A 25,319-nucleotide genomic window follows, 5' to 3' on the forward strand; every position below is an offset into this window, starting at 1 on the left:
AGGCTGACGTCGTACTGGCCGACATCAGATCCCCCGGGTCATCCGGCGGCGTACCGAGCGAGGGCGTTCACCATGGACTTGCGCTTCGAGCTGCTCGGCCCGGTACGTGGCTGGCGGGGTGACACGGAACTGGACCTGGGGTCGCCGCAGCAGCGGTTGACGCTGGCCGCCCTGCTGCTGGCCGAGGGGCGGATGCTGAGCGTCCAGCAGCTGGTGGACGTCCTGTGGGCGGACGCCCCGCCGCAGACGGCCGCGAGCACGGTGCGCAACTACGTGTCGCGCCTGCGGGGAGTGCTGGGGCAGGCGGCGGTCCGCTCGATGCGGAGCGGCTACAGCTGCACGGCCGCGTTGGACGTGCGGGAGTTCGCGGCGCTGGCGTCGGGCGCGCGGAACGCGCCGCCGGCCGAGGCGCGGGACCTGCTGGAGCGGGCGCTGCGGCTGTGGCGCGGAGAGCCGCTGTCAGGGCTGCCGGGGGCGTGGGCCCAGGCGCAACGCTCCCGTCTCGTCGAGATGCGGCTGTCGGCGTTCGAGGCGCGGGCGGAGTGCGATCTGGCGCTGGGACGGCACCATGAGTCGGTGGCGGAGCTGACCTCGCTGGTGTCCAGGCATCCGGCGCGGGAGCGGCTGTGCAGGCTCCTGATGCTGGCGCTGTACCGGTCCGGACGGCAGGCGGAGGCGATCGGGCTCTTCGCCGACACGCGGCGCTCGCTGGCCGAGGCGTTCGGGGTGGATCCCTCGCCGGAGCTGGCCCGGCTGTACCAGCAGATCATCACCGGCGATCCGGAGCTGAACGCGGAGGAGACGTCCGCCGAGCCGGCGGCGGTGACGTTGCCGGTGCCCCGACAGCTGCCGCTGGACGTGGCCGACTTCACCGGCCGGGCGGCCGAGGTGGGGAAGATGGTCGGATCGCTGCGCTCAGGCGGCGCGCGGACGCTGCTGATCTGGGCGGTGTCCGGCCAGGGCGGGGTGGGGAAGACGACGCTGGCGTTGCGCGTGGCGCACGCCGTCAAGGACCTCTTCCCGGACGGCCAGCTCTTCCTGGACCTGCAGGGGGCCGGACCGGATCCGATGCCTCCCGCGACCGCGCTGGGCGTGCTGATGCGGTCGCTGGGACAGGGCGACCTGCCGGACGGGCTCGCCGAACGCGCGGCGCTCTACCGGTCGCTGCTCGCCGACCGGCGCGTGCTGGTCGTCCTGGACAACGCCCGAGACGTGGCGCAGCTGACCCCGTTGCTCCCTGGGTCGGCCGGCTGCGCCGTGCTGGCGACCAGCCGTGCCAAGCCGGCCGGCCTCGACGGAGCGCTCCAGATGGGGCTGGACGTGCTCAGCGCCGACGAGTCGATCCGGCTGTTGGGGGCGATTCTCGGGCAGGAGCGGGTGGCCGCGGAGCGGGACTCCGCGCTGGAGCTGGTGACCGCCTGCGGGTTCCTTCCGCTGGCGATCCGGATCGCCGCCGCCCGGCTGGCGACCCGGCCCACGTGGACGCTCGCCCAGCTGACCGCCCGACTGGCCGACGAGCGCAGGCGGCTCGCCCGGCTCAGGGTCGGCGACCTCGCGGTGGAGGTGAGTTTCTCCCTCAGTTACGAGCAGCTTCGCCCCGAACTGGCTCGCGCGTTCCGGCTGCTGGCCGTTCCCGACGCGGCCGAGCTCACGGCCGCGATGGCCGCGCGCCTGCTGGACCTGGCCGAGTCCGAGGCGGAGGAACTGGGTGAGGAACTGGTCGACCTCAGTCTCCTGCAGTCGCCGATGATCGGCCGCTATCGGCAGCACGACCTGCTGAAGTGCTTCGCCCGTGCCCGGCTGGAGGAAGAGGAGGGCGACGGGGCCACGCGGGCGGCCCTCCTCCGGCTCCACCGCTACTTCGAAGCGGGCATGGCGGGCGCCCTCCGGCTCGGCTCCCCCGGGAACCCGCTCGCCGACCGGCTCGAACAGCAGGCGGGCGAGGCGATCGGTTTCGAGGACCTGGCGGACGTCGGCGTGTGGCTGGACGACACCTCCGACAGTCTGCTGAGCTGCGTGGGCCAGGTGATCGAGCTGCCCGGCAGCGACCTGTACGAGCTGGCCCGGCTGATGAACGCGCTGGGGGAGCTCCGCACTCTCGGCCGGCCTTACGTCGAGCGTCTCCGCCAGTTGCTTGCCGCGGCCACGGGCAGGGGGGACCGCGCGTCGGAGAGCTACGTCCACCTCATGCTGGGCCTGGAACACATGGACGGCTCGCGGTCCCCCCTGGGTCTGGACGCCGACGAGCACGGGCGGCTCGCCGTCGAACTCGCCGGCGCCGTCGGCGACCTGGGCGTGCAGGCGTACGCCTGGGCACTGCTGGGCTACCAGGCCGGCTTCCGGCACGACAACGCCACGGCCGCGGAGTGCTTCGAGCGCGGCATGACGCTGGCGCGTGCCGCGGGAGAGCGCCGCCTGGAGGCCGCCATGCTGGCCCGCATGGGCACGACCTGGTCGGCGACGGGCAGGACGGAGGCCGCGCTGGCGGCGGCACGTCGGGCCTTCGACCTGCAGATCGAGATCGGCGACGGCAAGGTCGAGCCGATCACGCCCTACATCCTCGGCTTCGTGCTGGCCAGGGCCGGCGAGCACGAGGAGGCGCTGGAGCATCTGGAGGCCGCGCTGGGACTGGCCACCGCGCTGGGCTACCTGTTCTGGACGGCGACCGCCCAGATCGCGATCGCTCGGGTGCGGACCGCACTCGGCCGGCCGGAAGAGGCGCTGACGTACGCCGAGGCGGGCCTGGCGGGGCTGGCGACCTACCCGAACGAGCGGGGCATGGCGGAGGCGCTGACGGAGATCGGGCGCGCGCTGTCCGCGCTCGGCCGGTACGGGCGCGCCAGGGCCGCGCTGACCAGCGCCATCGAGATCTTCGAACGGCTGGGCGTCGCCGAGGCGTACGACACCGGGCAGCTCCTGGACGCCCTGCCGACGCGGGGATGAACCGTGCGCCTCCGTCAGCGGGGCCGGCCGCCAGGCGCCGAGCTTTCACCGACAGGCCGCCACAAGCGCCTTGACCAGCGGCGTGAGCAGTTCCTGATCCTCGGGCCGGCCGGGCTCGTACTCCATCAGGCCGAGCCCGGCCACCTCGAACCGCCCGGCGACGGCTTTGACCAGCGAGAGGAGCTCGTCGGGCCGCAGACCCGCGGGAGTCGGGCAGCCGACGCTCCCGAACACCCCGGGGTCCAGCACGTCGAAGTCCACGTGCACGTACACGGCCGGCTCCGCAGCGCTCCGGCGGGGCTCCCCGCCGTCGGCGGCGGCCTCGATCGCCGCCACCAGAGCCTCGGCGTCGGCCTCCCGTACGTGCCGCACTCCATGGCTCCGTACGAACGCGACCTCGGCGGGGTCGAGGTCGCGGACGCCGGCCAGGACGACGCGCCCGGGGGCGAGCGGCACGTCCGGCACCAGGCCGTCAGGTCCCTCGCCGGTCAACGCCCGCAGCACCATGCCGTGGTACGCGCCCGAGGGGGAGGAACCGGGGGTGTTCAGGTCGCCGTGGGCGTCGAACCAGACGACCACGAGCCGGTCGCCGTGCCTCCTGCGGGCCGCCGCCACCGGCTCCAGCTCGACGCCGCAGTCGCCGCCCACCGCGACCACCAGCCCGCCGTCACCGGCCTGATCGAGCGCCGCCCGTACGTTCCTCGCCGTGGCCGGGAGGTCGTCGGCGACCTCGACGCGCAACCGCCGATCGGCGTCCACCATCCCGGCGAGCAGCCTCGCCCCCTCGCGGAGCCGCTCGGCCGTCGCCGACCCCGACCCCTGCCACTGCGGCACCTCCACAACCGTCACCCGCGACACCGCGCCCTCCTCACTGCCGTACTGCCGTCCGCCGACATCGTCACTCATCCGCCCGCCTGTCGCGTTGTCACTCTTCGCTATCGGTGCTAATCACGGCAAAGCTGTGCGAACGCCCGTCCGAGCCGAGTCCAGTTCGGCGGGTGGCATCACATATTTCGAGAACCGCATGTCAAGCGAGCGTGCCCCGATAACATCGAGTGTCCTCGACCCCGGCAAGCGATGAGAGTGGCAGAAGATCGATGAGTTCGGTGACCGTACGTGTGCCCGCGAAGGTCAACGTGCAGCTTTCTGTGGGTCCGCTCAGGGAAGACGGCTACCACGACCTGGTGAACGTCTTCCACGCTGTGTCGATCTTCGATCGGGTGGAGGCGAAGGAGTCCGACGCGATCACGGTCGCGGTGGAGGGCAAGTGGGCCGACCAGGTTCCCGTCGACGACGGCAACCTGGCCATCCGCGCGGCGAGGGCGCTGGCCAAGCACGCGGGCCGCAGCTACGGGGCCGACCTGGTCATCCACAAGGAGATCCCCGTGGCCGGGGGCATGGCGGGCGGCAGCGCCGACGCCGCGGGGGCGCTGGTGGCCTGCAACGAGCTGTGGGGCCTGGGCCTGCCGTTCGAGGACCTCATGGAGATCGCCGGTGACCTCGGCAGCGACGTGCCGTTCTCGCTGCTGGGCGGCACCGCGGTCGGCACGGGCCGGGGAGAGGAGCTGAGCGAGCTCCCCACGGGCGGTACGTTCCACTGGGTGTTCGCCCCGGCCGAGGGCGGCCTGCCGACGCCCTCCGTCTACGCCGAGTGCGACCGCCTGCGCAAGGAGTCCGACGCCGAGGTGCCCTGGCCGGAGCTGAACGAGCGGCTGATCGAGGCGCTGAGCACCGGCGACGCGTACGCGCTCGGCTCCTACCTGAGCAACGACCTCCAGGACGCGGCGCTGGCCCTGCGGCCCGAACTGGCGACCACGCTCGACGCGGGCCGTCAGCATGGCGCCCTCGGCGCGATCGTCTCCGGCTCGGGGCCGACGTGCGCGTTCCTGGCGATCGACGCCACGCACGCACGCGACCTGGCCGCCAGCCTGACGGCGACGGGAGCCGCGACCAGCGCCATGGCAGCCCACGGCCCGGTCCCCGGCGCCACCCTCGCCTGACCCCCACCCGACATCCCTTCGCGAGGGCTTGTGGGCGCCTCGGGCCGAAGGGGCGAGTGCGCTCAGCGTCCGACGCCCCAGCGGCCGTTCGCTCACGTCTTGCCCCTTGGGCCGTTCGTTCGCGTCCTCCCGGGACGGGTCTGCGGCGACGTACGCCATGGTGCCTCGCCGGAGTCGGGGCGGTGGGAGGTGGTTGGGCGGACCGATACCCTGGGAGGACGATGAATCTGGTCAATCTTGAGTCGGTTTCCCACGCTTACGGGCCCAAACCGCTCCTCAGTGACGTCTCCCTCGGCGTCGAGGCTGGGGAGCGCATCGGCGTCGTCGGGCGTAACGGCGGCGGGAAGACGACGCTGCTGTCCGTCCTCGCGGGCGAGGTGCGTCCCGACAGCGGCCGCGTCACCCACAACCGGGGCCTGAACGTCGGGTTCCTCAGCCAGCGCGACACGCTCGACCCGGGCGCGTCGGTGCGTGAGCTGGTCCTCGGGGGCAGGGCCGAGCACGAGTGGGCGGGCGACCAGCGGGTCCGTGAGATCCTCGTCAACCTCATCGGCGACCTCGACCTCGACTCCAAGGCCGGCGACCTGTCGGGTGGGGAGCGGCGGCGTACGGCGCTGGCGCAGCTGCTCATCGACGACCACGACCTGATCATGCTGGACGAGCCCACGAACCACCTCGACATCGAGGCGATCGCCTGGCTCGCGGCGCACCTGTCGGGCCGCAGGAGCGCGCTCGTGGTGGTGACGCACGACCGGTGGTTCCTCGACGCGGTGTCCACCAGGACGTGGGAGGTCGTCGACGGGCGCGTCGAGCGCTACGAGGGCGGCTACGCGGCGTACGTGCTGGCGAAGGCCGAGCGGGCCCGCATCGCGCAGGCCGCCGAGGAGCGCCGCCAGAACCTCATGCGCAAGGAGATCGCGTGGCTGCGGCGCGGCCCGCCCGCGCGGACGTCCAAGCCGAAGTTCCGCATCGAGGCGGCGCAGGCGCTGATCGCGAACGAGCCGCCGCCGCGCGAGAGCGTGGAGCTGCTGCGGTTCGCGGCGGCGCGGCTCGGCAAGACCGTGTACGACCTGGAGGACGTCACCCTGCACGCCGGCGGCCCCGCGAGCGGCCCGATGGTGCTCGACCACTGCACCTGGCAGTTCGGCCCTGGCGACCGGATCGGGCTGATCGGTGTGAACGGCTCGGGCAAGTCCTCGGTGCTGCGCCTGCTGGCCGACACGATCAAGCCCGATTCCGGCAAGGTCGTCAGGGGCAGGACGGTCCGGCTGGCGTACCTGTCGCAGGAGCTGGCCGAGCTCGACCCGGAGCGGCGCGTGCTGGAGACGGTCGAGGAGATCCGCAAGTACGTCCAGGTCGGCAAGAAGGAGTGGTCGGCGTCCCAGCTGCTGGAGCGGCTCGGGTTCAAGGGCGACGCGCAGTGGAAGGTCGTCGGCGACCTGTCCGGCGGCGAGCGGCGGCGTCTGCAGCTGCTCAGGCTGCTCATGGACGACCCCAACGTCCTCATGCTGGACGAGCCGACCAACGACCTCGACATCGAGACGCTGAACGAGCTGGAGGACCTCCTCGACGGCTGGCCCGGCACGCTGATCCTGGTGAGCCACGACCGCTACTTCCTGGAGCGCGTCACCGACAAGTGCGTCGCGCTGCTGGGTGACGGCAGGCTGTCGCTCCTGCCGGGCGGGGTGGACGAGTACCTGGAGCGCCGCGCCGCGGGCACGGCGCTGACCGCCAGGCTCGGGTCCGCCGCGGCCCAGCCCGTACGTACGGGGCAGGCGGAGGGCGGCGCAGGTTCGCCGGTCACCGGCGACGGCCAGGCGAAGCCCGGGCTGTCGGCGAAGGAGGAGCGGGAGCTCCGCAAGGAGCTCAACCGGCTGGAGCGCCAGCTCGACAAGCTGGGCGAGCAGGAGGCGAAGCTGCACGCCGCCATGGCGGAAGCGGCCGGCGACTACGCCGAGCTGGGGTCGCTGGACGCGCGGCTGCGGGAGGTGCTCGCGCAGAAGGACACGGTGGAGTCGGACTGGCTGGACCTCGCCGACCGCCTCGGCGACTGATCGGGCCGCTCGCCCACTCGGTGTTCTCGGAGCGCCGGCGCCGTTCTCGGTGCCGGCGCTCCGTCGTCCGGGGCGCGTTCCACGGGGGCGCGGACGCCGGGGTCAGCGTCGGCCCAGGCCGAGCCGGCGGGCGGCGCGTGCCATCAGCTGGGACATCGTGGAGGGGAACGAGTCGGGCTCGGGAACGGTGACGGGGCGGACGCGTCCGTTGTGGATCGCGCCGATCTTCCAGCCGGCGTCCGTGCGCACCACGACGATGGTCTGCCGTGACAGCCGCCGCTTCGGGAGCGTGGATCGCCAGGGCATCAGGACGGAGGCCGTTCCGTACACGATCGCGACGTCGGGCGTGAGGTGGCGGACGGATTCCAGGTCGCCGACCAGCGCCGAGCCGGCCAGGACGCCGCGGAAGAGCTTGTCGTGGTTGTGCTGGTGCGTGCGGCGGCCACGGGCGATGGTGCCGTCGTAGGAGACGTAGTCGGAGTCGTCGGTGAACAGCGCGCCGAACGCCTGGGCGTCACCGGCTGTCCAGGCTGCCATGAAGTCGGCGAAGAGCTTTTCGATCTGAGCGGCGTCGCCGGTGGGCGCGCTGCTGGTGGGCCCGGTGAGGGCGGTCGAGGGCATGGCGGTACCTCCGGAGGTGATATCGTCGTTTCGAGCAACGAAATATACGATAACAGAAAGATTCGAATGTCGAAACGTGAAGCCATCGGAGAGATCGCCATGGAGCTCCGGCAGCTGCAGCAGAGCTTCGACGCCTTCGACGAGGCGGCCGCCGGCAGGCTCGCCCTCAACCGCACCGACCTGCGCTGCCTCGACGTGGTGCTGGCCGGCGGTCCGCTGCCCGCAGGCCGGATCAGCGTCGCCTTGAAGCTCAGCCCGGCGGCCACCACCACGGTCATCGACCGGCTGGAACGCGCGGGCATGGTGTTCCGCTCTCCCGATCCGGACAACCGCCGCCGCGTCCTGGTCACGGCGACCGACGCCGCCCGCTCGGCCGAGGCCGAGATCTTCGTCCCGGTGGGGGAGGCGGGCGTCCGGGCGCTGCAGGGGTACGGGCCGGACGAGCTGGCCGTCATCCTCGATTTCCTGCGTACCGCCCGCAGGATCCAGGAGGAGCAGGCCGCTCGCGTCAGGGACCTGCCCGAAGCCGCGGCCGGGCGCTGACGGGACACGCGGGCTCCGGCACGCGGCGGGCCGGCAGGCTCCGGCACGCCGCCCGCTCGGCGGTGCGGGCCGTCAGGGGGTGTCGAAGGGGGCGAGGAGGGTGCGGAGGAGGGCGGCGAGATGGCGGCGGTCGGAGGGGCCGAGCCCCGACAGGAGCTCGCGTTCGCGGCGCAGCAGGTCGGTGAACGCGGCGTCGACCCGGGCGAGACCGGTGTCGGTGAGGGAGACGAGGACGCCGCGCCGGTCCTCGGGGTCGGGGCGGCGGCGGACGAGGCCGGCCTGGGTGAGCCGGTCGATGCGGTTGGTCATGGTGCCGGAGGTGACGAGGGTGGCGCGCAGCAGCGCGCCGGGGCTCAGCTCGTACGGCTTGCCGGCCCGTCGCAGCGCGGTGAGCACGTCGAACTCCCACGGTTCGAGGTCGTGCTCGGTGAACGCGGCGCGTCTGGCCCTGTCGAGGTGTTTGGCCAGTCGCGACACGCGCGAGAGCACCTGCAGTGGTTCGACGTCGAGGTCGGGGCGCTCGCTGCGCCAGGCCGCGACGAGCCGGTCGACCTCGTCCTGCGCATCGTCCGTCATGACACAGAGTGTACTGTCTTGACATCGAGATATCTCTCTCGATATCAATTATCTTCATGTCAAGAGATATCTGGGATCCGGTTGCGTACGCGGTCTACGCCGATGAACGGTCGCGGCCGTTCATTGAGCTGATCTCCAGGGTGGGGGCGGTCGCTCCCGATTATGTCGTGGACGCGGGCTGCGGCAGCGGGCAACTCACCGCGCAGCTCGCACATCGCTGGCCGAACGCCACGATCCAGGGCTTCGACGCCTCGCCGGCGATGATCGCCAAGGCGCGGGAGCTGGGCACGCGCGTGCGGTTCGCGGTGGCGGACGTCACGACATGGCGTCCCGACCGTCCGGTGGACGTGGTCGTCTCGAACGCCGTGCTGCAGTGGGTGCCCGGACACAGGGGCGTGCTGGAGCACTGGATCGAGATGCTGAGCGCGGGCGGCTGGCTGGCCTTCCAGATGCCGGGCAACTTCGACGCGCCCAGCCACACCGCCATCAGGGAGCTGTGCGCCTCGCGCGCCTGGTCCGACCGGCTGGGCGACCTCCTCAGGAGCAACCCGGTCGGCGACCCGCAGGAGTACGTGGACCTGCTCTTCGACAGCGGCTCGATGGTGGACGCCTGGGAGACGACGTACGTGCACGTCCTGCAGGGGGAGAACCCGGTGCTGGACTGGGTGTCGGGCACGGCGCTGCGCCCGGTCCTGGACCGGCTCGAACCGCACGACCAGCGCCGTTTCACCGCGGAACTGGGCAGGCTGCTCGCCGAGGCGTATCCGGCGCGCAGTTACGGCACGCCGTTCCCGTTCCGCCGGATCTTCGTGGTGGCGCAGAAATGATCACTGCCTTCCACCACGTCCTGCTCGCCGCCCCGCCCGGCAGCGAGCCGCGCTTACGCGCGTTCTACGCCGGCGTGCTGGGCCTGCGCGAGGTGCCCAAGCCGCCGGAACTGGCCCGGCGGGGCGGGGTGTGGTTCCGCGGCGAGGGCGTGGAGATCCACCTCGGCGTCGAGGAGGACTTCCGCCCGGCTCGCAAGGCGCATCCCGCATTCCTCGTGGACGACCTCGACGCGTACGCCGCCAAGATCCCGGACGCCGTGCCCGACGACCTCTTCCCGGGCCACCGCCGCATCTACGTCACCGACCCCGTCGGCAACAGGATCGAGCTCCTGCAAGCCCTGTGATGTTCACCTGCCGGTGGCATCATGGTCCGAAATCGGACACTTGCGAGGTGCAGTGGGCATCGAGATCGAGGACAAGTTCGACGTTCCCCCCGACTACGCGATTCCGGACCTCACCCGTTTCGGTGAGGTGGTCGGCCCCAAGAGTCACCAGCTCGTCGCGCTCTACTACGACACCCCCGACCTCAGGCTGGCCGCCCGCGGCGTCACGCTGCGGCGCAGGCGCGGCGGCGCGGACCCGGGCTGGCACCTGAAGCTGCCCAAGGCGAGAGGCGCGCGGCAGGAGATCACCCGTCCGCTCACCCGCAGCGTCAAGGAGGTGCCCCAGGACCTCGTGGAGCTGGTGCGCGCCTACACGCGCGGCGCGCCGCTCGTCGTGGTCGCCGAGCTGGAGACGCGCAGGAGCGTCACCCTGCTGCGCGAGGGCGGCGCGGGGCTGGTCGAGCTCGCCGACGACCGCGTCAAGGGCACCGCGTTCCGCGACGGGGTGAAGGACGACGGGGCGAAGGACGACGGGGCGAAGGACGGGGTGAAAGTCGTCCGCTGGCGCGAGGTGGAGGCGGAGCTGCTCGACCACGGCAGGCCCGAGCTGCTGGCCAAGGTGGGCAAGCGGCTGCGCAAGGCGGGCGCGGTGCCCGCGGGGGCGGGCAGCAAGCTGGCCAGGCTGCTGCGTCCGGCGCCTCCCGCGAAGGCGGCGACGGAGCCAGGCTCGGCGGGCGAGGTCGTCGTGGACTACCTGGCGTCGCAGGTGACGGCCCTGCTCGCGCAGGACCCGCGGGTGCGCAGGGCCGAGGAGGACGCCGTCCACCGGATGCGGGTGGCGGCGCGCCGGCTGCGCAGCGCGCTGAAGGCGTTCAGCGGCGTCGTCACGGGCACGGAGCCGCTGCAGGAGGAGCTGCGCCGGCTCGGCGCGGTGCTCGGCGAGGCGCGCGACCTGGAGGTGATCAGGGAGCGGTTCGGCCGCCGGCTGGACGCGCTGCCGCCGGAGCTGGTGACCGGCCCCGTGCGGGCGCGGCTGGGCTCCGGCCTGCGGGAGCGCGAGGAGGAGGCGTACGGGCGCATCAGGGACGTGCTCAGCGGCGACCGCTACTACGCGCTCCTCGACGCGCTGGACGCCGTGGTGGCCAGGCCGGAGCTGGGCAGGGCCGCGGCGAAGCCGGCCGGGAAGAAGCTCGACGCCGTCGCGCTCTCCGCGTGGAAGAAGGTGACGAAGGCGTACGAGACCGCGCAGTCCACCACCGATCCGGAACGCCGCGAGATCGCCCTGCACGATGTGCGCAAGGCCGCCAAACGCGCCCGCTACACCGCCGAGGCGCTCGAACCAGTACTCGGCCGTCGGATGACGAAGCTGGCCAGGTTGGCGAAAGGCGTCCAGGAGGCGCTGGGCGGCCACCAGGACGGCGTGGTGGCGCAGGAGACGCTGGCCAAGGAGGCGGAGAGCGCCCGCCAGGCGGGCGAGGACACCTTCACGTACGGCGTGCTGGCCGGGCTGGAGCGGGCGGCGGCGGAGCGCGCCCACGCCGATGTCCCCAGGGTGTGGGAGGAGACCGTCGAAGCGGCGAAGAAGCTCGCCTGACCGGCGGCGGGGCGGGCGTCAGGTGCGGTAGCGCTCCACGCCGACGACGCGCCCGCCCGCGTGGTGCAGCACGGCGACGCCGCCCTTGCCCAGGTGCACGTCCCTGCCGCTCAGCGCGGCGATCAGGTCGGGCAGCACCTTGCCGTGGCTGCACACGGCCGCGGGCACGGCGACGCTCCTGACGAGCGCGGGCGTCCGGCGCGGGTCCTGGCCGTCCTCGCTGAGCAGCGGGTCGGTCCTGATGACGCCGCCGTACGGCTCCAGGGTCTGGACGCAGCGCAGGCTCGGGGAGCTGAGCAGCAGCTCGGGGCGGTAGGCGGGCAGCAGCGTGGCGAGGGTCCTGGCCTGGTCCAGGCCGCCGGCGTCGAGGGGCCGCAGGTCGTCGTCGCCGTCCCACTCGTGCCTGTCGCCGGCGCCGGCGTGCCGGACGAGGACGAGCGGCACGGTCGTGAGCGGCGCGGCCGTGAGCGCGCGCAGCAGCCCGGCGTCCCACTCGTACGTCAGCAGGGAGCGGGCGGCGTCGAGCGGCAGCCAGCGCACTTCGTCAACCTCGTCCGGGAAAGCGCCGGAACGGCCCGGGTCGTCCACGGCGCGGGCGGCCCAGTAGTCCACCCGCTTGAGCCTGTCGCCCACGCGGTAGTGGGCGGGCGGCAGCGCCTGGCCGAACGCGACCGTCACGCCGGTCTCCTCCCGCACCTCCCGCAGCGCGGTGGCGATGACGTGCTCACCGGCCTTGGGCTTGCCCTTGGGGAACGTCCAGTCGTCGTACGCGGGGCGGTGGACGAGGGCGACCTCGGGGCGGTTCTCGTCCCCGCGCCAGACGACGGCTCCGGCGGCGCGCAGCGGGCGCGTCGCCGCCGGGTCAGTCGTCAACGGTCCTCCAGCGCCGGTTCGCGACCAGGCGGCTCTGGAGGTCCTCGCCCGGGTGGCGGACCCAGGTGCCGTCGGAGCTCAGCCACCACGTGTTCGTGGTGTCGGCCGTCGCGAGGTCCATCAGCTCGATCAGGTACGCCTTGTGCTGCTGCGACGTCACCTTCACGAGCGCCTCGACGCGCCGGTCGAGGTTCCTGCGCATGAGGTCGGCGCTGCCGATCCAGATCTCGGGGCGGCGGCCGAGCCCGAACTCGTACACGCGGGAGTGCTCCAGGAACCGCCCCAGCACCGATCGGACGCGGATGTTCTCGGACAGGTCGGGGATGCCCGGCCGCAGGGTGCACACGCCGCGCACCCACAGGTCCACGGGGACGCCGGCGCGCGACGCGCGGTAGAGGGCGTCGATGACGGGCTCGTCCACCAGGGAGTTCGTCTTGATCCTGATGCGGGCGGGGCGTCCGGCCCGCTGGTGGGCGATCTCCCGCTCGATCCTGGCCAGCAGCCCGCCGCGCAGCGAGTGCGGCGCGACCAGCAGCCTGCGGTAGGCCGAGTGGTGGGAGTAGCCGGTCAGGTGGATGAACAGGTCGGTGACGTCCTCGCCGACCAGCGGGTCGGCGGTGAGCAGGCCGAAGTCCTCGTACTGGCGGGCGGTCTTGGGGTTGTAGTTGCCGGTGCCGATGTGGCAGTAGCGGCGCAGCTCGCCCGACGGCTCCTGGCGGACGACGAGCGCGAGCTTGCAGTGGGTCTTCAGCCCGACGACGCCGTAGACGACGTGGCAGCCGGCGCGTTCGAGCTTGCGGGCCCAGGAGATGTTGGCGTGCTCGTCGAAGCGGGCCTTGATCTCGACGACGACCACGACCTGCTTGCCGGCCTCGGCGGCGTCGATGAGCGCGTCGACGATCGGGGAGTCGCCGCTGGTGCGGTAGAGGGTCTGCTTGATGGCGAGGACCCTGGGGTCGTTCGCGGCGACCTCGATGAAGCGCTGCACGCTGGTGGCGAACGAGTCGTACGGGTGGTGCAGCAGCACGTCGCGCTCGCGCAGCACCTGGAAGATGTCGTCCTCGGCGCTGATCACCTCGGCGGGCACGAACGGGCGGTAGCCGAGCTCGCCCCTGTCGAGGTCGGCGATGGCGTGCAGGCCGGACAGGTCGAGCGGGCCGGCGATGCGGTAGATCTCGTGCGGGGCGAGCTCCAGCTCCTCCACGAGGAGCTCCAGCACCTCGGGCGAGATCGTGTCCTCGACCTCCAGGCGCACGGGCGGGCCGAAGCGCCGCTTGAGCAGTTCCTGCTCCAGGGCCTGCATGAGGTTCTCGGTGACGTCCTCGTCCACGTCGAGGTCCTCGTTGCGGGTGACGCGGAAGACGTGGTGCTGGACGATCTCCATGCCTTTGAACAGCTGGCCCAGGTGGGCCGCGATGACGTCCTCCAGCGGGACGAAGCGGTCCTTGGAGGCGTTGACGAACCGGGGGAGCTGCGAGGGGACCTTGACCCTGGCGAAGACGGTGTGGTCGGTGACCGGGTTCCGGACGACGACGGCCAGGTTCAGGCTGAGCCCGGAGATGTACGGGAAGGGGTGGGCCGGATCGACGGCCAGCGGGGTGAGCACGGGCCTGATCCGCTCCCTGAAGAGCTTGCGCAGCTCGGTGCGCTCCTCGCGGCCCAGGTCGTCCCAGCGGACGATCTCGATGCCCTCGGAGGCGAGCAGCGGGCAGATCTGGTCGTGGAAGAGGGCGGCGTGGCGCCTGGCGAGCGCGTCGGCGATCGTGGCGATCCTGGCGAGCTCCTCGCGGGGCTTCAGCCCGCTCTTGGTGCGCAGCAGCAGGCCGGTCGCCATGCGGCGCTTGAGCCCGGCGACGCGGACGCGGAAGAACTCGTCGAGGTTGCTGGCGAAGATGGCGAGGAAGCGCACCCGTTCGAGAAGGGGCAGCGAGGGGTCCTCGGCCAGTTCCAGTACCCGCTCGTTGAACTGCAGCCAGCTCTCCTCGCGATTGAGGAACCGTTCCTGTGGCAGTGGCAGGTCATTTCCAGCCTGCAGCAGTTCGGCGGACATATGACCTAATATGCCCCCTGCGATTGAACGCAACGTTAACAGAGCCGCAACGACTCACTCCGGCTGATCGATCTGCTCCAGCCTGGCGGCCCGCTCTGCCAGCCGCGCCTCCCTCTGGCGGATCTTCTCCTCGCGCTCCCTGGCCTTCTCGGCCTCCTTCAGCAGCCGCTCACGCTCCTTCTCCGCCTCTTTCAGCAGCCGCTCACGCTCCTTGAGCTCGCGGACCCTCGCCTTCTCGGCCTCGCGCAGCTCGCGCTGCCTGGCCTTCTCGGCCTCCTTGAGCTCCCTGTCGCGCGCCTTCTCCAGCTCGCGCAGCTCCTTCTCGCTGGGACGCGGCCGGGACGGCGCCGAGGCCTGGTTCCGCGTGGCGGCCGTGATCGCCGGGTCGGGGTTGAGGCCGGTCAGGCCGTTCCACGCCAGGTTCACCAGGTGCGCCGCGACCTCCTCGCGGCCCGGCTTGCGCACGTCGAGCCACCACTGGCCGGTCAGGGCGACCATGCCGACCAGCATCTGGGCGTACATCGGGGCGAGCTTGGGGTCGTAGCCGCGGGCCGCGAACTCGTCGGCGAGCACGTCCTCGACCTGGCTGGCGATCTCGCTGATCAGGCTCGCGAACGTGCCCGTGCCCGAGGCGGCGTGCGAGTCGCGCACCAGGATGCGGAAGCCCTCGCTGCTCTCCTCGATGTACTGCAGGAGCGCGAGGGCCGCGCGCTCCAGCTTGATGAGGGAGTGCGCGGCGGCCAGCGCCTCGGTGATCATGCCGAGCAGCTTCTGCATCTCGCGGTCGACGACGACCGCGTAGACGCCTTCCTTCCCGCCGAAATGCTCGTACACCACGGGTTTCGACACCTGCGCGGTGGCGGCGATCTCCTCGATGGAGGTCCCGTCGAACCCCTTCTCGGCGAAGAGGGTACGGCTGATGAGGATCAGCTGCTCTCTTCGCTCGCTACCGGACATGCGCCTGCGAGATCGGGGTTCGCTCACAGTTTCCATAATGGCGGTGCCGGAGCCGTGAGCGCTCACCGCGGTCGGGGCGTCAGCCAATGCGCTTCGCCGCCAGCCGCTCCGGTGTCGGCCAGCGCACGTCGGACACCCAGCCCAGCCGCTCGAACAGGCGGATGAGGCCGGCGCTGAGGTCGATCTGACCCTTCAGCACGCCGTGCCGGGCGCAGGTGGGGTCGGAGTGGTGCAGGTTGTGCCAGGACTCGCCGAACGACGGGATGGCCAGCCACCACACGTTGCGCGACTTGTCGCGGACCTGGAAGGTCTCCTCGCCGAAGACGTGGCAGATCGAGTTGATCGACCAGGTGACGTGGTGCAGCAGGCCGATGCGGACGAGCGAGCCCCAGAAGAACGCGGTCATCGCGCCCTGCCAGGACCAGGTGACCAGGCCGCCGAGCACGCCGGGCAGCACGATCGAGGTCAGCGCCATCGCGGGGAACCACTTGTGCATCCACTGCACGTCCGGGTCCTTGCACAGGTCGGGGGCGTACTTCTCCCTGTTCGTACGCTCGCTCTCGAACAGCCAGCCCATGTGGGCGTACAGCAGGCCCTTGCTCATGGACTTGAAGCCGGGGCCGAAGCGCCAGGGGGAGTGCGGGTCGCCCTCCTTGTCGGAGAACTTGTGGTGCTTGCGGTGGGTGGCCACCCAGTCGAGGACGGACATCTCCAGCGAGAGGCTGCCCGCGATGCCCAGGGCGATCTTCATCGGGCGGCCGGCCTTGAAGGAGCCGTGGGTGAAGTAGCGGTGGAGCCCGACGGTGACGCCGAGCCCCGACGTCACGTAGAAGACGAAGGCGATGACGATGTCGGTCCAGCCGAGGCCCCAGCCCCATGCGAAGGGAACCGCGGCGGCGATCGCGACCAGCGGAAGCCCGACGACGACGCCGAAGGTGATCAGCTCGGCTCGGGACTTCGGCTCGGGTTCGAACTCGGGCTTCGGGGTGGGGGCGGAGCGCTCGGCGAGAACCGTCATGGGCTACCTCTCACGGCATGTATGAGGATGATTGTCCGGGCTACGCAACCGTAACCTACGCAAGCGTAAGTAAGGAAGGCCTAAGCCGGGTATGTGGAATGGGCAACGGTGTGCCGCGGCACGTGCGTGCGGTTCGTCTCTTGCGGCTTTTCGGGTGCTCTGTTATACGGGCATGCGCGCCCCTACCCGCATGAACCAGGGTCATGCCTGGGGTGTCCGGCTCTGTGTGCTGCAGGGGGCGCGCGGGCGGGCGAAGGCTCGGTATCGTAGGAGGCGCGTCGGGCACGGGGTGTCCGGTCTATCCCGGATCGTCTAATTGGCAGGACAAGTGGTTTTGGTCCACTTTGTAGGGGTTCGAGTCCTCTTCCGGGAGCTTTAGAGCTCGGCCCCCCGGCTGACACTTCGGGGCGGCCAGGTATCCTCACGGTGTCGGGAGGGTGGCGGTGCGGTAGCCGCGCCTTCAGCCCTGATCAGTCCAGTCACAGGGAGCCTCAGTCCGTGAGCGTGCCGCGCCCGGCAGCAGTCATCGTCCTCGCCGCGGGCGAGGGCACCCGGATGAAGAGCCGAACCCCCAAAGTCCTGCACGAGCTGTGCGGCCGCGCGCTGCTCGACCACATGCTCGCCGCCGCCCGCGGGCTCGACCCCGAGCGGCTCATCGTGGTCATCGGCCACGCCTCCGAGCGGGTCGGCGGGCACCTGGCGGCCACCAGCCCCGACGCCCACGCCGTCGTCCAGCACGAGCAGCGCGGCACCGGACACGCCGTGCGCACCGTGCTGGAGGAGGTCGGGGCGATCGCCGGCACCGTCCTCGTCACCTACGGCGACGTGCCGCTCCTGCGCACCCAGACCCTCGCCGGCCTGCTCGAACGGCACGACGCCGACGGCAACGCCGTGACCGTCCTCACCGCTGAGGTGCCCGACCCCACCGGCTACGGGCGCATCATCCGCGACTCCTCGGGAGCCGTCCTGGAGATCGTCGAGGAGAAGGACGCCACGCCCGAGCAGCGCGCCGTCAAGGAGATGAACTCCGGCATCTACGCCTTCGACGGCACCCTGCTGGCCGACGCCGTCAAGCGCGTCTCCACCGACAACGCCCAGGGCGAGGAGTACCTCACCGACGTCCTGGCCATCCTGCGCGGCGACGGCCACCGCGTCGGAGCCTGCGTCGCCCCCGACTTCTCCGAGGTCGAGGGCGTCAACGACCGCGTCCAGCTCGCCTTCGCCCGCACGGCGCTCAACCGGCGCCTGCTGGAGGAGCACATGCGGGCAGGGGTGACCATCATCGACCCCGCCAGCACCTGGATCGACGTCGAGGTCCGCATCGGGCCCGACGCCGTCGTCCACCCGGGCACGCAGCTGCACGGCCGCACCGTGATCGAGAGCGGCGCCGAGGTCGGCCCCGCCACCACTCTCACCGACACCCTCGTGGGCGAGGACGCCGTCGTCCGCAACGCCGTCTGCGACAGCGCCGAGATCGGCCCGCAGACCAGCGTCGGCCCGTACGCCTACCTGCGGCCGGGCACCGTGCTCGGCCGAGGGTCCAAGGCGGGCACCTTCGTTGAGATGAAGAACACCCAGGTGGGCGAGCGCTCCAAGGTGCCCCACCTGTCGTACGCAGGCGACGCCACCATCGGCGACGACGTCAACATCGGCGCGGCCGTGGTGTTCGTCAACTACGACGGCGTCAACAAGCACCGTTCGACCGTGGGCGACGGCGCCTTCGTCGGGTGCGACACCATGCTCGTCGCCCCGGTGACGGTCGGCGACGGCGCCTACACGGCGGCCGGGTCGGTCATCGACGGCGACGTCCCGCCCGGTTCGATCGGGGTGGCGCGAGCGCGTCAGCGCAACATCGAGAAATGGGTCTTGCGCAGGCGCGCGGGCACGAAGTCGGCCGCCGCCGCCGAACGGGCGCTGGCGGAGCGAGCACAGCAGGAGAGTGGCACGTGACCAGCATCAAGCAGCCGGGCGAGAAGAACCTCATGCTCTTCTCGGGCCGGGCCTATCCCGAGCTGGCCCAGGAGGTCGCCCAGAACGTGGGCGTCTCGCTGACCCCCACCAAGTTGATCGACTTCGCCAACGGCGAGATCTACGCCCGCTACCTCGAGTCCGTCCGCGGCTGCGACGCCTTCGTGATCCAGAGCCACACCGGGCCGATCAACAAGTGGATCATGGAGCAGCTCATCATGGTCGACGCGCTGAAGCGGGCCTCCGCCAAGCGCATCACCGTGGTCATGCCGTTCTTCGGCTACGCCAGGCAGGACAAGAAGGGCCGCGGCCGCGAGCCCATCACCGCCAGGCTCATGGCCGACCTGTTCAAGACCGCGGGCGCCGACCGGCTGATGTCCATCGACCTGCACACCTCGCAGATCCAGGGCTTCTTCGACGGCCCCGTCGACCACCTGTTCGCCATGCCGGTGCTGGAGAGCTACCTCAAGAACAAGCTCGACCTCGCCAACACCACGGTCGTGTCGCCCGACACCGGGCGCGTGCGGCTGTCGGAGCGCTGGGCCGACACGCTCGGCACGCCGCTGGCGTTCATCCACAAGCGCCGCGACCTCGACGTGGCCAACTCGGTGAAGGTCAACGAGGTGGTCGGCAAGGTGAGCGGGCGCACCTGCGTGCTCATCGACGACATGATCGACACCGCGGGCACGATCTGCAAGGCCGCCGACGCCCTCTACGAGCAGGGGGCCACGAACGTCATCGTCGCCGCCACCCACGCGGTCTTCTCCGACCCGGCCGTCGACCGGCTGAAGAACTCCCGCATCTCCGAGGTCATCGTCACCAACACGCTGCCGCTGGCCGAGGGGAGCAGGTTCGACAAGCTCACCGTGCTGTCGATCGCGCCGCTCATCGCCCGCGCCATCACCGAGGTGTTCACCGACGGCTCGGTCACGAGCATGTTCGAGGGCGACACCTGAGCCGGTAAACTGACCCGGTTGCGCTCGTAACGCCTTCCGCTAGGGCGGGTGAGGGGGAGCGCATGATCATCCGACTCCGCATCCCTAGGAGATGTCGTGTCCGAAGTACGTATCGCCGCCGAGCCGCGCACCACGTTCGGCAAGGGCGCCGCTCGCAAGATCCGCCGCGCCGACAAGGTGCCCGCCGTCCTCTACGGGCACGGCATCGACCCCAAGCACCTGACCCTGCCGGGCCACGAGGTGCTCCTCGCCCTGCGCACCCCCAACGTGCTCATCCACCTCAAGGGTGAGGGCGTCGACGAGCTGGCCCTGCCCAAGGGCGTCCAGCGCGACCCGATCAAGGGCTTCGTCGAGCACGTCGACCTGCTCCTCGTCAAGCGCGGCGAGAAGGTCAACGTCGAGGTGCCCGTCACCACCACCGGCGACGTCAACTCCGAGGGCCTGCTCGACCTGCAGCTCACGGCCGTCCCGGTCGAGGCCGAGGCCACCCACATCCCCACCGGCGTCGAGGTCGACGTCGAGGGCCTGGAGGTCGGGGCGTCGGTGACCGCCGGCCAGCTCACGCTGCCGCAGGGCGTCTCGCTCGCCACCGACCCCGAGACGGTCGTCCTCCACGTCCTCGCCAAGCCGGTCGAGGCCCCGGCCGAGGCCGAGGAGGCAGCCGAGGGCGAGGCCGCCGAGGCCCCCGCCGAGGGCGAGACCGCCGCCGAGTAACCGTTTCCTGCGCGACCGGGGCAGCCGCGGGGCTGCCCCGTTCCGCTGTGGAGGGAAGCACATGGACCGCTGGCTGATCGTCGGGCTCGGCAATCCGGGGCCCGAGTACGCGGGCAACAGGCACAACGCGGGCTTCATGGTGCTCGACGAGCTCGCCGCCAGGGCGGGAGGCCGCTTCAAGGCGCACAAGAGCCGCGCCGAGGTGCTGGAGACCCGCGAGGCCGTCCTGGCCAAGCCGCTCACGTACATGAACCTGTCGGGAGGGCCGGTCAAGGCGCTGTCCGACTTCTACAAGATCACCCCCGACCGGGTGATCGTCGTCCACGACGAGCTGGACGTCCCCTACGGCGCCCTGCGCGCCAAGCTGGGCGGGGGCGACAACGGCCACAACGGGCTGAAGTCGATCACCAAGTCCCTCGGCACCCGCGACTACCTGCGGGTCCGCTTCGGCATCGGCCGCCCGCCCGGCCGCATGGACCCCGCCGCGTTCGTGCTCAAGGACTTCGCCACCGCCGAGCGCAAGGACCTCCCCTTCCTGGTCGACCGCGGCGCCGACGTGATCGAGTCGCTCATGACGCGCGGCCTGGACGTCACGCAGAACGAGTACCACCGGGCCGACCTTCACATTTCGGGCCCTCCACGCTGATCCCCGCATAGATCCGTTCGCCGGATCCCAGCGCGCACGCACCGCTACAGTCTGTGACTGTCGTACGGCCGTGGACAGGTGGGGAGGCGCGCGTGACTCACGATGGGCTGATGACGCTCGTCCGGTCGGGCCACGACCCGTCCTGGCGCGTCAGCCCCCGCATGCCCGTCTGGGTGCGCGCCTACCGCATGCGCGCCGTGGCCGCCGACCTGTCCTGCGCGGCCGTGGGCGCGGGGGGCGCCTTCCTCCTCAGGTTCGGCGGGCCCACCCCGTACGTTCTGCCGTACCTCCTGGTCAGCGCCGTGCTGCCGCTGGTGTGGGTGTGCGCGGTGGCGCTCAACCGGGCGTACGAGCCGCGTCTCGTCGGCATCGGCTCCGAGGAGTTCCGCAGGGTCGTGCAGTGCGGCGTGGCGCTCACCGCCTTCACCGCCATCGGCTCGTACGTCACCAAGACCGACGTCGCCCGCGGCTACGTCGTGCTCGCGCTGCCGCTCGTCACCTCGCTCACGCTCACGGCCAGGTACCTCCTGCGCCGCGCCCTGCACCGGAGCAGGGCGCGCGGCACGTGCATGCGCCGCGTGGTCGCGGTCGGCCACGCCACCGCCATCGCCGAGCTGGTGCAGCTGTTCCGCGCCGAGCCGCACCACGGCATGCACGTCGTCGCGGCCTGCCTGCCCGACGCCACCGCCGCGCGCGGCGTCGGTGACGTGCCCGTCGCGGGCGACTTCAACGACGTGCCGCTCGCCGTCTCCCAGTTCACCGCCGACACCGTGGCCGTGCTCGCCTGCCCCGAGATGGACGGCCAGGCGCTGCGGCGCCTGGCCTGGCGGCTGGAACGCACCTGCACCGAGCTGGTGGTGGCGCCCGCGCTCATGGACGTCGCGGGTCCCCGCACCACGATCAGGCCCGCCGCCGGGCTGCCGCTGCTGCACGTCGAGCACCCCGAGCTCGCCGGCGCAAGGCAACTCGTCAAGAACGTCTTCGACCGTCTCGTGGCCGCCGCCCTGCTCGTGATCCTCGCGCCGCTGCTGGCCGGGCTCGCCGTGGCCGTGCGCGCCACCAGCCCCGGCCCCGCGCTGTTCCGCCAGACCAGGGTCGGCAGGGACGGCGAGCTCTTCACCATCTACAAGTTCCGCACGATGCGCAGGGGCAGCGAGCACCAGAAGGTCACCCTGGTCAGCGACGGCGACGGGCTGCTGTTCAAGGTGCGCAACGACCCGCGCATCACGCCGCTCGGCGCCCGCATGCGCCGCCACTCCCTCGACGAGCTGCCCCAGCTGCTCAACGTGGTCCTCGGACACATGTCACTCGTCGGGCCGCGTCCGCCGCTGCCGGAGGAGGTCGCGCGCTACGGTGACGATGTGCGCAGAAGGCTGCTGGTCCGCCCGGGGCTGACCGGGTTGTGGCAGGTGAGCGGGCGGTCCGACCTGTCCTGGGAGGAATCCGTGCGCCTCGACCTGCGTTACGTCGAGAACTGGTCCCTTACCTTGGATCTGCAGATCCTGTGGAAAACCTGGTCGGCCGTCGCCCGCGGGCAAGGAGCTTATTGATGACGATTCGCGACGACCACGCGCTCGCCGGTGACCTGGCGACCGAGGCGGGGGAGAGGCTGCTGCGGGTGCGCGAGCGCACCGGCTTCGGCGACGCGGCGGCGCTGCGGGCCGAGGGCGACAGGTCCTCCCACCTGTTCCTGATGGAGTCGCTGGCCAGGCTGCGGCCCAGCGACAGCGTGCTGTCGGAGGAGTCCACCCGCGAGGAGCGGTTCGACCCGCGCAGGCTGAGCGCGCCGCGGGTGTGGATCGTCGACCCGCTCGACGGCACCCGCGAGTTCTCCGAGGAGGGCAGGTCCGACTGGGCCGTCCACGTGGCGCTGTGGGAGCAGGGCAGGCTGACGGCCGGCGCGGTGGCGCTGCCGGCCCAGGGGCGCACCCTCACCACCGCCGACCCGCCGAAGCCGCCGGCCTTCGAGAGCGGCAGGTTCCGCATCGCGGTGAGCCGCACCAGGCCGCCCGAGTTCGTGCGCAAGCTGGCCGTGCTGGTGGGCGCCGACCTCGTGCCGATCGGCTCGGCCGGGGCGAAGATCTGCGCGGTGCTCACCGGCGAGGTCGAGGCGTACGTGCACGCCGGAGGCCAGTACGAGTGGGACTCCGCCGCGCCGGTGGCCGTCGCACAGGCCGCAGGAGTGCACTGCAGCCGCATCGACGGCTCAGAGCTCACCTATAACCAAGCCGATCCGTCCCTACCAGATATCCTGGTTTCCCTACCGGAGCTGGCGACATCCCTGCTCGCCGGAATTCGGGACCTGCACCGCTAAACGCCGGAGGAAGCGCCCATGCTCCAGCGCGACTACACGACGTCGCAGCTCGACGTACTCGAGGCCGAAGCCATTCACATCATGCGCGAAGTGGCCGCCGAATTCGAGCGTCCCTGTCTGCTCTTCTCCGGGGGCAAGGACTCCATCGTCATGCTGCGCATCGCGGAGAAGGCGTTCTGGCCCGCGGCCATCCCCTTTCCTCTCATGCACGTCGACACCGGCCACAACTTCGACGAGGTCATCGACTTCCGCGACCGGCGGGCCCAGGAACTCGGCGCCCGCCTGATCGTGGCCAGCGTCCAGGACTCCATCGACGCCGGACGCGTCGTCGAGGAGACCGGCCGGCGCGCCTCGCGCAACCGGCTCCAGACCACCACCCTGCTCGACGCCATCGAGGAGCACGAGTTCGACGCCGTGTTCGGCGGCGCCAGGCGCGACGAGGAGAAGGCCCGCGCCAAGGAGCGCGTGTTCTCCTTCCGCGACGACTTCGGCCAGTGGGACCCGAAGAACCAGCGCCCCGAGCTGTGGAACCTCTACAACTCGCGCATCCGCAAGGGCGAGCACATCCGCGTCTTCCCGCTGTCCAACTGGACCGAGCTGGACGTCTGGGACTACATCCGGCGCGAAGGCATCGAGATCCCGTCGATCTACTTCGCCCACACCCGCAAGGTGTTCGAACGCGACGGCATGCTGCTGCCCGACTCCGACGTCGTCCAGCGCGGCGAGGACGAGCCGCTGTTCGAGGCCGTGGTGCGCTACCGCACCGTGGGCGACATGACCTGCACGGGCGCCGTGCAGTCCACGGCCGCCACGGTCGAGGAGATCATCGAGGAGATCGCGGCCACCAGGATCACCGAGCGCGGGGCCACCAGGGCCGACGACCGCGCCTCCGAGGCCGCCATGGAGGACCGCAAGCGAGAGGGCTACTTCTAAATGGACATTCTTCGCTTTGCCACGGCGGGAAGCGTCGACGACGGCAAGTCCACCCTCATCGGACGGTTGCTCTTCGACTCGAAGGCCATCTTCGAGGACCAGCTCGAAGCCGTCGAACGCACCTCGCGCGACCGCGGCACCGAATACACCGACCTGTCCCTGCTGACCGACGGCCTGCGGGCCGAGCGCGAGCAGGGCATCACCATCGACGTGGCGTACCGGTATTTCGCCACGCCGCGGCGGAAGTTCATCATCGCCGACACGCCCGGCCACATCCAGTACACGAGGAACATGGTCACCGGCGCCTCCACCGCCGACCTCGCCATCATCCTCATCGACGCCCGCAAGGGCGTGCTGGAGCAGTCGCGCAGGCACGCGTTCCTGACGTCCCTGCTGCGGGTGCCGCACCTCGTGCTCGCCGTGAACAAGATGGACCTCGTCGACTACTCCCAGGAGCGGTTCGAGGAGATCCGCGAGGAGTTCACGGCGTTCGCGTCCAAGCTCAACGTCGCCGACCTGACGTTCATCCCGATCTCCGCGCTCAACGGCGACAACGTCGTCTCCCGCTCCGAGAACATGCCGTGGTACCTCGGCTCCTCGCTGCTGCACCACCTGGAGAACGTCCACATCGCCTCCGACCGCAACCTGGTCGACGTGCGCTTCCCCGTCCAGTACGTGATCCGCCCCCAGCGGGCCACCGACCACGCGTTCCACGACTACCGCGGCTACGCCGGGCAGGTCGCGGGCGGCGTGCTCAAGCCCGGCGACGAGGTGGTGCACCTGCCGTCCGGCCTGACCACGAGGATCGCGTCCATCGACACGTTCGACGGGCCGGTGGAGGAGGCGTTCCCGCCCATGTCGGTCACGCTGCGCTTCGAGGACGACCTCGACATCTCGCGCGGCGACCTGATCGCGCGTCCCAACAACCAGCCGCAGGTCGCCCAGGAACTCGACGCCATGGTCTGCTGGATGGCCGACGGCGTCAAACTGACCCCGCGCTCCAAGCTGACGATCAAGCACACGACGCGTACGGCGCGGGCCATGGTGCGCGACCTGCACTACCGGCTCGACGTCAACACCCTGCACCGCGACGAGGAGGCCACCGCGCTGGGCCTCAACGAGATCGGCCGGGTGTCGCTGCGCGTCACGCAGCCGCTCTTCGTCGACGACTACGCCCGCAACCGCCTCACCGGCGGCTTCATCCTGGTCGACGAGGCCACCAACGGCACCGTCGCCGCCGGCATGATCATCGACGCCCGCTGACCCGCCCGCCCGCCTCCTGACGGGAGGCGGGCGCATCCGCTTCACACGCGACCCGCAAGGAACCTCCGCCCGAGGGGCCGGCGAGAAACGTCCGCCCTGGGACTGGCGAGAAACGTCCGCTCTGGGATTGGCGAGGAACCTCCGGC

General features: G+C 71.2%; 22 protein-coding genes and 1 tRNA gene. 16 read left to right on the plus strand and 7 right to left on the minus strand.

All coding sequences use genetic code 11. From position 1 onward, the window contains the following. Nucleotides 1-72: 72 nt before the first annotated feature. Entirely contained in the window at nucleotides 73-2,943 is a 2,871-nt protein-coding gene (locus BMX74_RS01750) for an AfsR/SARP family transcriptional regulator (protein WP_055508073.1), read from the plus strand. 45 nt (nucleotides 2,944-2,988) lie between these two features. Here the strand turns inward: BMX74_RS01750 and BMX74_RS01755 are convergent, their stop codons facing one another. Next, entirely contained in the window at nucleotides 2,989-3,849 is an 861-nt protein-coding gene (locus tag BMX74_RS01755) for an arginase family protein (RefSeq protein ID WP_055508075.1), read from the minus strand. Between the two features lie 191 nt (nucleotides 3,850-4,040). On the opposite strand from BMX74_RS01755, the gene BMX74_RS01760 reads away from it, so the two are divergent. Beyond that, the gene (locus tag BMX74_RS01760; protein ID WP_055508076.1) at nucleotides 4,041-4,943 is read left to right on the plus strand and encodes a 4-(cytidine 5'-diphospho)-2-C-methyl-D-erythritol kinase; all 903 of its coding nucleotides are present in this window, start codon (nucleotides 4,041-4,043) and stop codon (nucleotides 4,941-4,943) included. Nucleotides 4,944-5,164: 221 nt separating this feature from the next. Beyond that, complete coding sequence (locus BMX74_RS01765; protein ID WP_091097773.1) at nucleotides 5,165-6,997, plus strand: ABC-F family ATP-binding cassette domain-containing protein; 1,833 nt, start codon at nucleotides 5,165-5,167, stop codon at nucleotides 6,995-6,997. A 102-nt stretch (nucleotides 6,998-7,099) separates the two neighbouring features. Here BMX74_RS01765 and BMX74_RS01770 read toward each other — a convergent pair whose 3' ends face one another. Further along, a complete protein-coding gene (locus BMX74_RS01770) occupies nucleotides 7,100-7,618 on the minus strand; it encodes an SgcJ/EcaC family oxidoreductase (RefSeq protein WP_091097774.1) in 519 nt (172 codons plus the stop codon). 66 nt (nucleotides 7,619-7,684) lie between these two features. Here BMX74_RS01770 and BMX74_RS01775 point away from each other — a divergent pair, with 66 nt between their 5' ends. Then, nucleotides 7,685-8,161 (plus strand): MarR family winged helix-turn-helix transcriptional regulator, encoded by a 477-nt coding sequence (locus BMX74_RS01775; RefSeq protein ID WP_055508082.1) that lies wholly within the window; start codon nucleotides 7,685-7,687, stop codon nucleotides 8,159-8,161. A 72-nt stretch (nucleotides 8,162-8,233) separates the two neighbouring features. On the opposite strand, the gene BMX74_RS01780 is transcribed toward BMX74_RS01775, so the two are convergent. Next, nucleotides 8,234-8,737 carry a MarR family winged helix-turn-helix transcriptional regulator gene (locus BMX74_RS01780; RefSeq protein WP_091097777.1) on the minus strand — a complete coding sequence of 168 codons (504 nt, stop codon included), beginning with the start codon at nucleotides 8,735-8,737 and terminating at the stop codon, nucleotides 8,234-8,236. Between the two features lie 56 nt (nucleotides 8,738-8,793). On the opposite strand from BMX74_RS01780, the gene BMX74_RS01785 reads away from it, so the two are divergent. From BMX74_RS01785 to BMX74_RS01795, 3 genes are read left to right on the plus strand one after another with little or no spacing between them, the layout of a single operon-like run. Continuing rightward, complete coding sequence (locus BMX74_RS01785) at nucleotides 8,794-9,564, plus strand: trans-aconitate 2-methyltransferase (protein ID WP_256256728.1); 771 nt, start codon at nucleotides 8,794-8,796, stop codon at nucleotides 9,562-9,564. Next, nucleotides 9,561-9,908, plus strand: coding sequence for a VOC family protein (locus tag BMX74_RS01790; protein ID WP_055508088.1), 348 nt, complete (start codon nucleotides 9,561-9,563; stop codon nucleotides 9,906-9,908). The genes BMX74_RS01785 and BMX74_RS01790 overlap by 4 nt, the downstream gene beginning before the upstream one ends. Nucleotides 9,909-9,960: 52 nt before the next feature. After that, complete coding sequence (locus BMX74_RS01795; protein WP_091097780.1) at nucleotides 9,961-11,481, plus strand: CYTH and CHAD domain-containing protein; 1,521 nt, start codon at nucleotides 9,961-9,963, stop codon at nucleotides 11,479-11,481. A gap of 18 nt (nucleotides 11,482-11,499) precedes the next feature. Here the strand turns inward: BMX74_RS01795 and BMX74_RS01800 are convergent, their stop codons facing one another. The 4 genes from BMX74_RS01800 to BMX74_RS01815 all read right to left on the minus strand — a co-directional run bounded on the left by BMX74_RS01800 (nucleotide 11,500) and on the right by BMX74_RS01815 (nucleotide 16,379). After that, on the minus strand, nucleotides 11,500-12,354 hold the full coding sequence (locus BMX74_RS01800) for an NUDIX hydrolase (RefSeq protein ID WP_256256729.1): 855 nt from the start codon (nucleotides 12,352-12,354) through the stop codon (nucleotides 11,500-11,502). Continuing rightward, the gene (locus tag BMX74_RS01805; RefSeq protein ID WP_091097782.1) at nucleotides 12,344-14,404 is read right to left on the minus strand and encodes an RNA degradosome polyphosphate kinase; all 2,061 of its coding nucleotides are present in this window, start codon (nucleotides 14,402-14,404) and stop codon (nucleotides 12,344-12,346) included. Before BMX74_RS01805 ends, BMX74_RS01800 begins: the two co-directional genes overlap by 11 nt. Before the next feature lie 54 nt (nucleotides 14,405-14,458). Next, nucleotides 14,459-15,361 (minus strand): TetR/AcrR family transcriptional regulator, encoded by a 903-nt coding sequence (locus BMX74_RS01810; RefSeq protein ID WP_218153843.1) that lies wholly within the window; start codon nucleotides 15,359-15,361, stop codon nucleotides 14,459-14,461. Between the two features lie 79 nt (nucleotides 15,362-15,440). Then, complete coding sequence (locus BMX74_RS01815) at nucleotides 15,441-16,379, minus strand: acyl-CoA desaturase (RefSeq protein ID WP_091097787.1); 939 nt, start codon at nucleotides 16,377-16,379, stop codon at nucleotides 15,441-15,443. A gap of 301 nt (nucleotides 16,380-16,680) precedes the next feature. On the opposite strand from BMX74_RS01815, the gene BMX74_RS01820 reads away from it, so the two are divergent. The 9 genes from BMX74_RS01820 (at nucleotide 16,681) to cysN (ending at nucleotide 25,173) form a co-directional block, all read left to right on the plus strand. Continuing rightward, nucleotides 16,681-16,752 (plus strand) — tRNA-Gln (locus BMX74_RS01820). 125 nt (nucleotides 16,753-16,877) lie between these two features. Beyond that, nucleotides 16,878-18,329 (plus strand): bifunctional UDP-N-acetylglucosamine diphosphorylase/glucosamine-1-phosphate N-acetyltransferase GlmU, encoded by a 1,452-nt coding sequence (gene glmU / locus BMX74_RS01825; RefSeq protein ID WP_091097789.1) that lies wholly within the window; start codon nucleotides 16,878-16,880, stop codon nucleotides 18,327-18,329. Further along, nucleotides 18,326-19,303 (plus strand): ribose-phosphate diphosphokinase, encoded by a 978-nt coding sequence (locus BMX74_RS01830; RefSeq protein ID WP_055508101.1) that lies wholly within the window; start codon nucleotides 18,326-18,328, stop codon nucleotides 19,301-19,303. Before glmU ends, BMX74_RS01830 begins: the two co-directional genes overlap by 4 nt. Nucleotides 19,304-19,399: 96 nt before the next feature. Further along, on the plus strand, nucleotides 19,400-20,017 hold the full coding sequence (locus BMX74_RS01835; protein ID WP_055508103.1) for a 50S ribosomal protein L25/general stress protein Ctc: 618 nt from the start codon (nucleotides 19,400-19,402) through the stop codon (nucleotides 20,015-20,017). A 61-nt stretch (nucleotides 20,018-20,078) separates the two neighbouring features. Further along, the gene (gene pth / locus BMX74_RS01840) at nucleotides 20,079-20,663 is read left to right on the plus strand and encodes an aminoacyl-tRNA hydrolase (RefSeq protein WP_091097792.1); all 585 of its coding nucleotides are present in this window, start codon (nucleotides 20,079-20,081) and stop codon (nucleotides 20,661-20,663) included. Between the two features lie 110 nt (nucleotides 20,664-20,773). After that, complete coding sequence (locus tag BMX74_RS01845) at nucleotides 20,774-22,213, plus strand: sugar transferase (protein WP_091097794.1); 1,440 nt, start codon at nucleotides 20,774-20,776, stop codon at nucleotides 22,211-22,213. After that, nucleotides 22,213-22,977, plus strand: a complete 765-nt coding sequence (locus BMX74_RS01850; protein ID WP_176573553.1) for a 3'(2'),5'-bisphosphate nucleotidase CysQ — start codon at nucleotides 22,213-22,215, stop codon at nucleotides 22,975-22,977. Before BMX74_RS01845 ends, BMX74_RS01850 begins: the two co-directional genes overlap by 1 nt. 18 nt (nucleotides 22,978-22,995) lie before the next feature. Next, a complete protein-coding gene (cysD, locus tag BMX74_RS01855) occupies nucleotides 22,996-23,910 on the plus strand; it encodes a sulfate adenylyltransferase subunit CysD (protein WP_055508110.1) in 915 nt (304 codons plus the stop codon). After that, complete coding sequence (gene cysN, locus BMX74_RS01860; RefSeq protein ID WP_055508112.1) at nucleotides 23,911-25,173, plus strand: sulfate adenylyltransferase subunit CysN; 1,263 nt, start codon at nucleotides 23,911-23,913, stop codon at nucleotides 25,171-25,173. The last annotated feature ends 146 nt before the right edge of the window (nucleotides 25,174-25,319 follow it).

Origin of the sequence: Nonomuraea pusilla (assembly GCF_900109355.1) — a bacterium.
Classification (GTDB): domain Bacteria; phylum Actinomycetota; class Actinomycetes; order Streptosporangiales; family Streptosporangiaceae; genus Nonomuraea; species Nonomuraea pusilla.

What these genes read in the sequence shown, in the direction of transcription:
- BMX74_RS01750 (WP_055508073.1), top strand. Translation starts at nt 73, where the DNA reads ATGGACTTGCGCTTCGAGCTGCTCGGCCCGGTACGTGGCTGGCGGGGT.
- BMX74_RS01755 (WP_055508075.1), bottom strand. Translation starts at nt 3,849, where the DNA reads ATGAGTGACGATGTCGGCGGACGGCAGTACGGCAGTGAGGAGGGCGCG.
- BMX74_RS01760 (WP_055508076.1), top strand. Translation starts at nt 4,041, where the DNA reads ATGAGTTCGGTGACCGTACGTGTGCCCGCGAAGGTCAACGTGCAGCTT.
- BMX74_RS01765 (WP_091097773.1), top strand. Translation starts at nt 5,165, where the DNA reads ATGAATCTGGTCAATCTTGAGTCGGTTTCCCACGCTTACGGGCCCAAA.
- BMX74_RS01770 (WP_091097774.1), bottom strand. Translation starts at nt 7,618, where the DNA reads ATGCCCTCGACCGCCCTCACCGGGCCCACCAGCAGCGCGCCCACCGGC.
- BMX74_RS01775 (WP_055508082.1), top strand. Translation starts at nt 7,685, where the DNA reads ATGTCGAAACGTGAAGCCATCGGAGAGATCGCCATGGAGCTCCGGCAG.
- BMX74_RS01780 (WP_091097777.1), bottom strand. Translation starts at nt 8,737, where the DNA reads ATGACGGACGATGCGCAGGACGAGGTCGACCGGCTCGTCGCGGCCTGG.
- BMX74_RS01785 (WP_256256728.1), top strand. Translation starts at nt 8,794, where the DNA reads ATGTCAAGAGATATCTGGGATCCGGTTGCGTACGCGGTCTACGCCGAT.
- BMX74_RS01790 (WP_055508088.1), top strand. Translation starts at nt 9,561, where the DNA reads ATGATCACTGCCTTCCACCACGTCCTGCTCGCCGCCCCGCCCGGCAGC.
- BMX74_RS01805 (WP_091097782.1), bottom strand. Translation starts at nt 14,404, where the DNA reads ATGTCCGCCGAACTGCTGCAGGCTGGAAATGACCTGCCACTGCCACAG.
- BMX74_RS01810 (WP_218153843.1), bottom strand. Translation starts at nt 15,361, where the DNA reads ATGTCCGGTAGCGAGCGAAGAGAGCAGCTGATCCTCATCAGCCGTACC.
- BMX74_RS01815 (WP_091097787.1), bottom strand. Translation starts at nt 16,379, where the DNA reads ATGACGGTTCTCGCCGAGCGCTCCGCCCCCACCCCGAAGCCCGAGTTC.
- pth (WP_091097792.1), top strand. Translation starts at nt 20,079, where the DNA reads ATGGACCGCTGGCTGATCGTCGGGCTCGGCAATCCGGGGCCCGAGTAC.
- BMX74_RS01845 (WP_091097794.1), top strand. Translation starts at nt 20,774, where the DNA reads ATGACGCTCGTCCGGTCGGGCCACGACCCGTCCTGGCGCGTCAGCCCC.
- BMX74_RS01850 (WP_176573553.1), top strand. Translation starts at nt 22,213, where the DNA reads ATGACGATTCGCGACGACCACGCGCTCGCCGGTGACCTGGCGACCGAG.
- cysD (WP_055508110.1), top strand. Translation starts at nt 22,996, where the DNA reads ATGCTCCAGCGCGACTACACGACGTCGCAGCTCGACGTACTCGAGGCC.
- cysN (WP_055508112.1), top strand. Translation starts at nt 23,911, where the DNA reads ATGGACATTCTTCGCTTTGCCACGGCGGGAAGCGTCGACGACGGCAAG.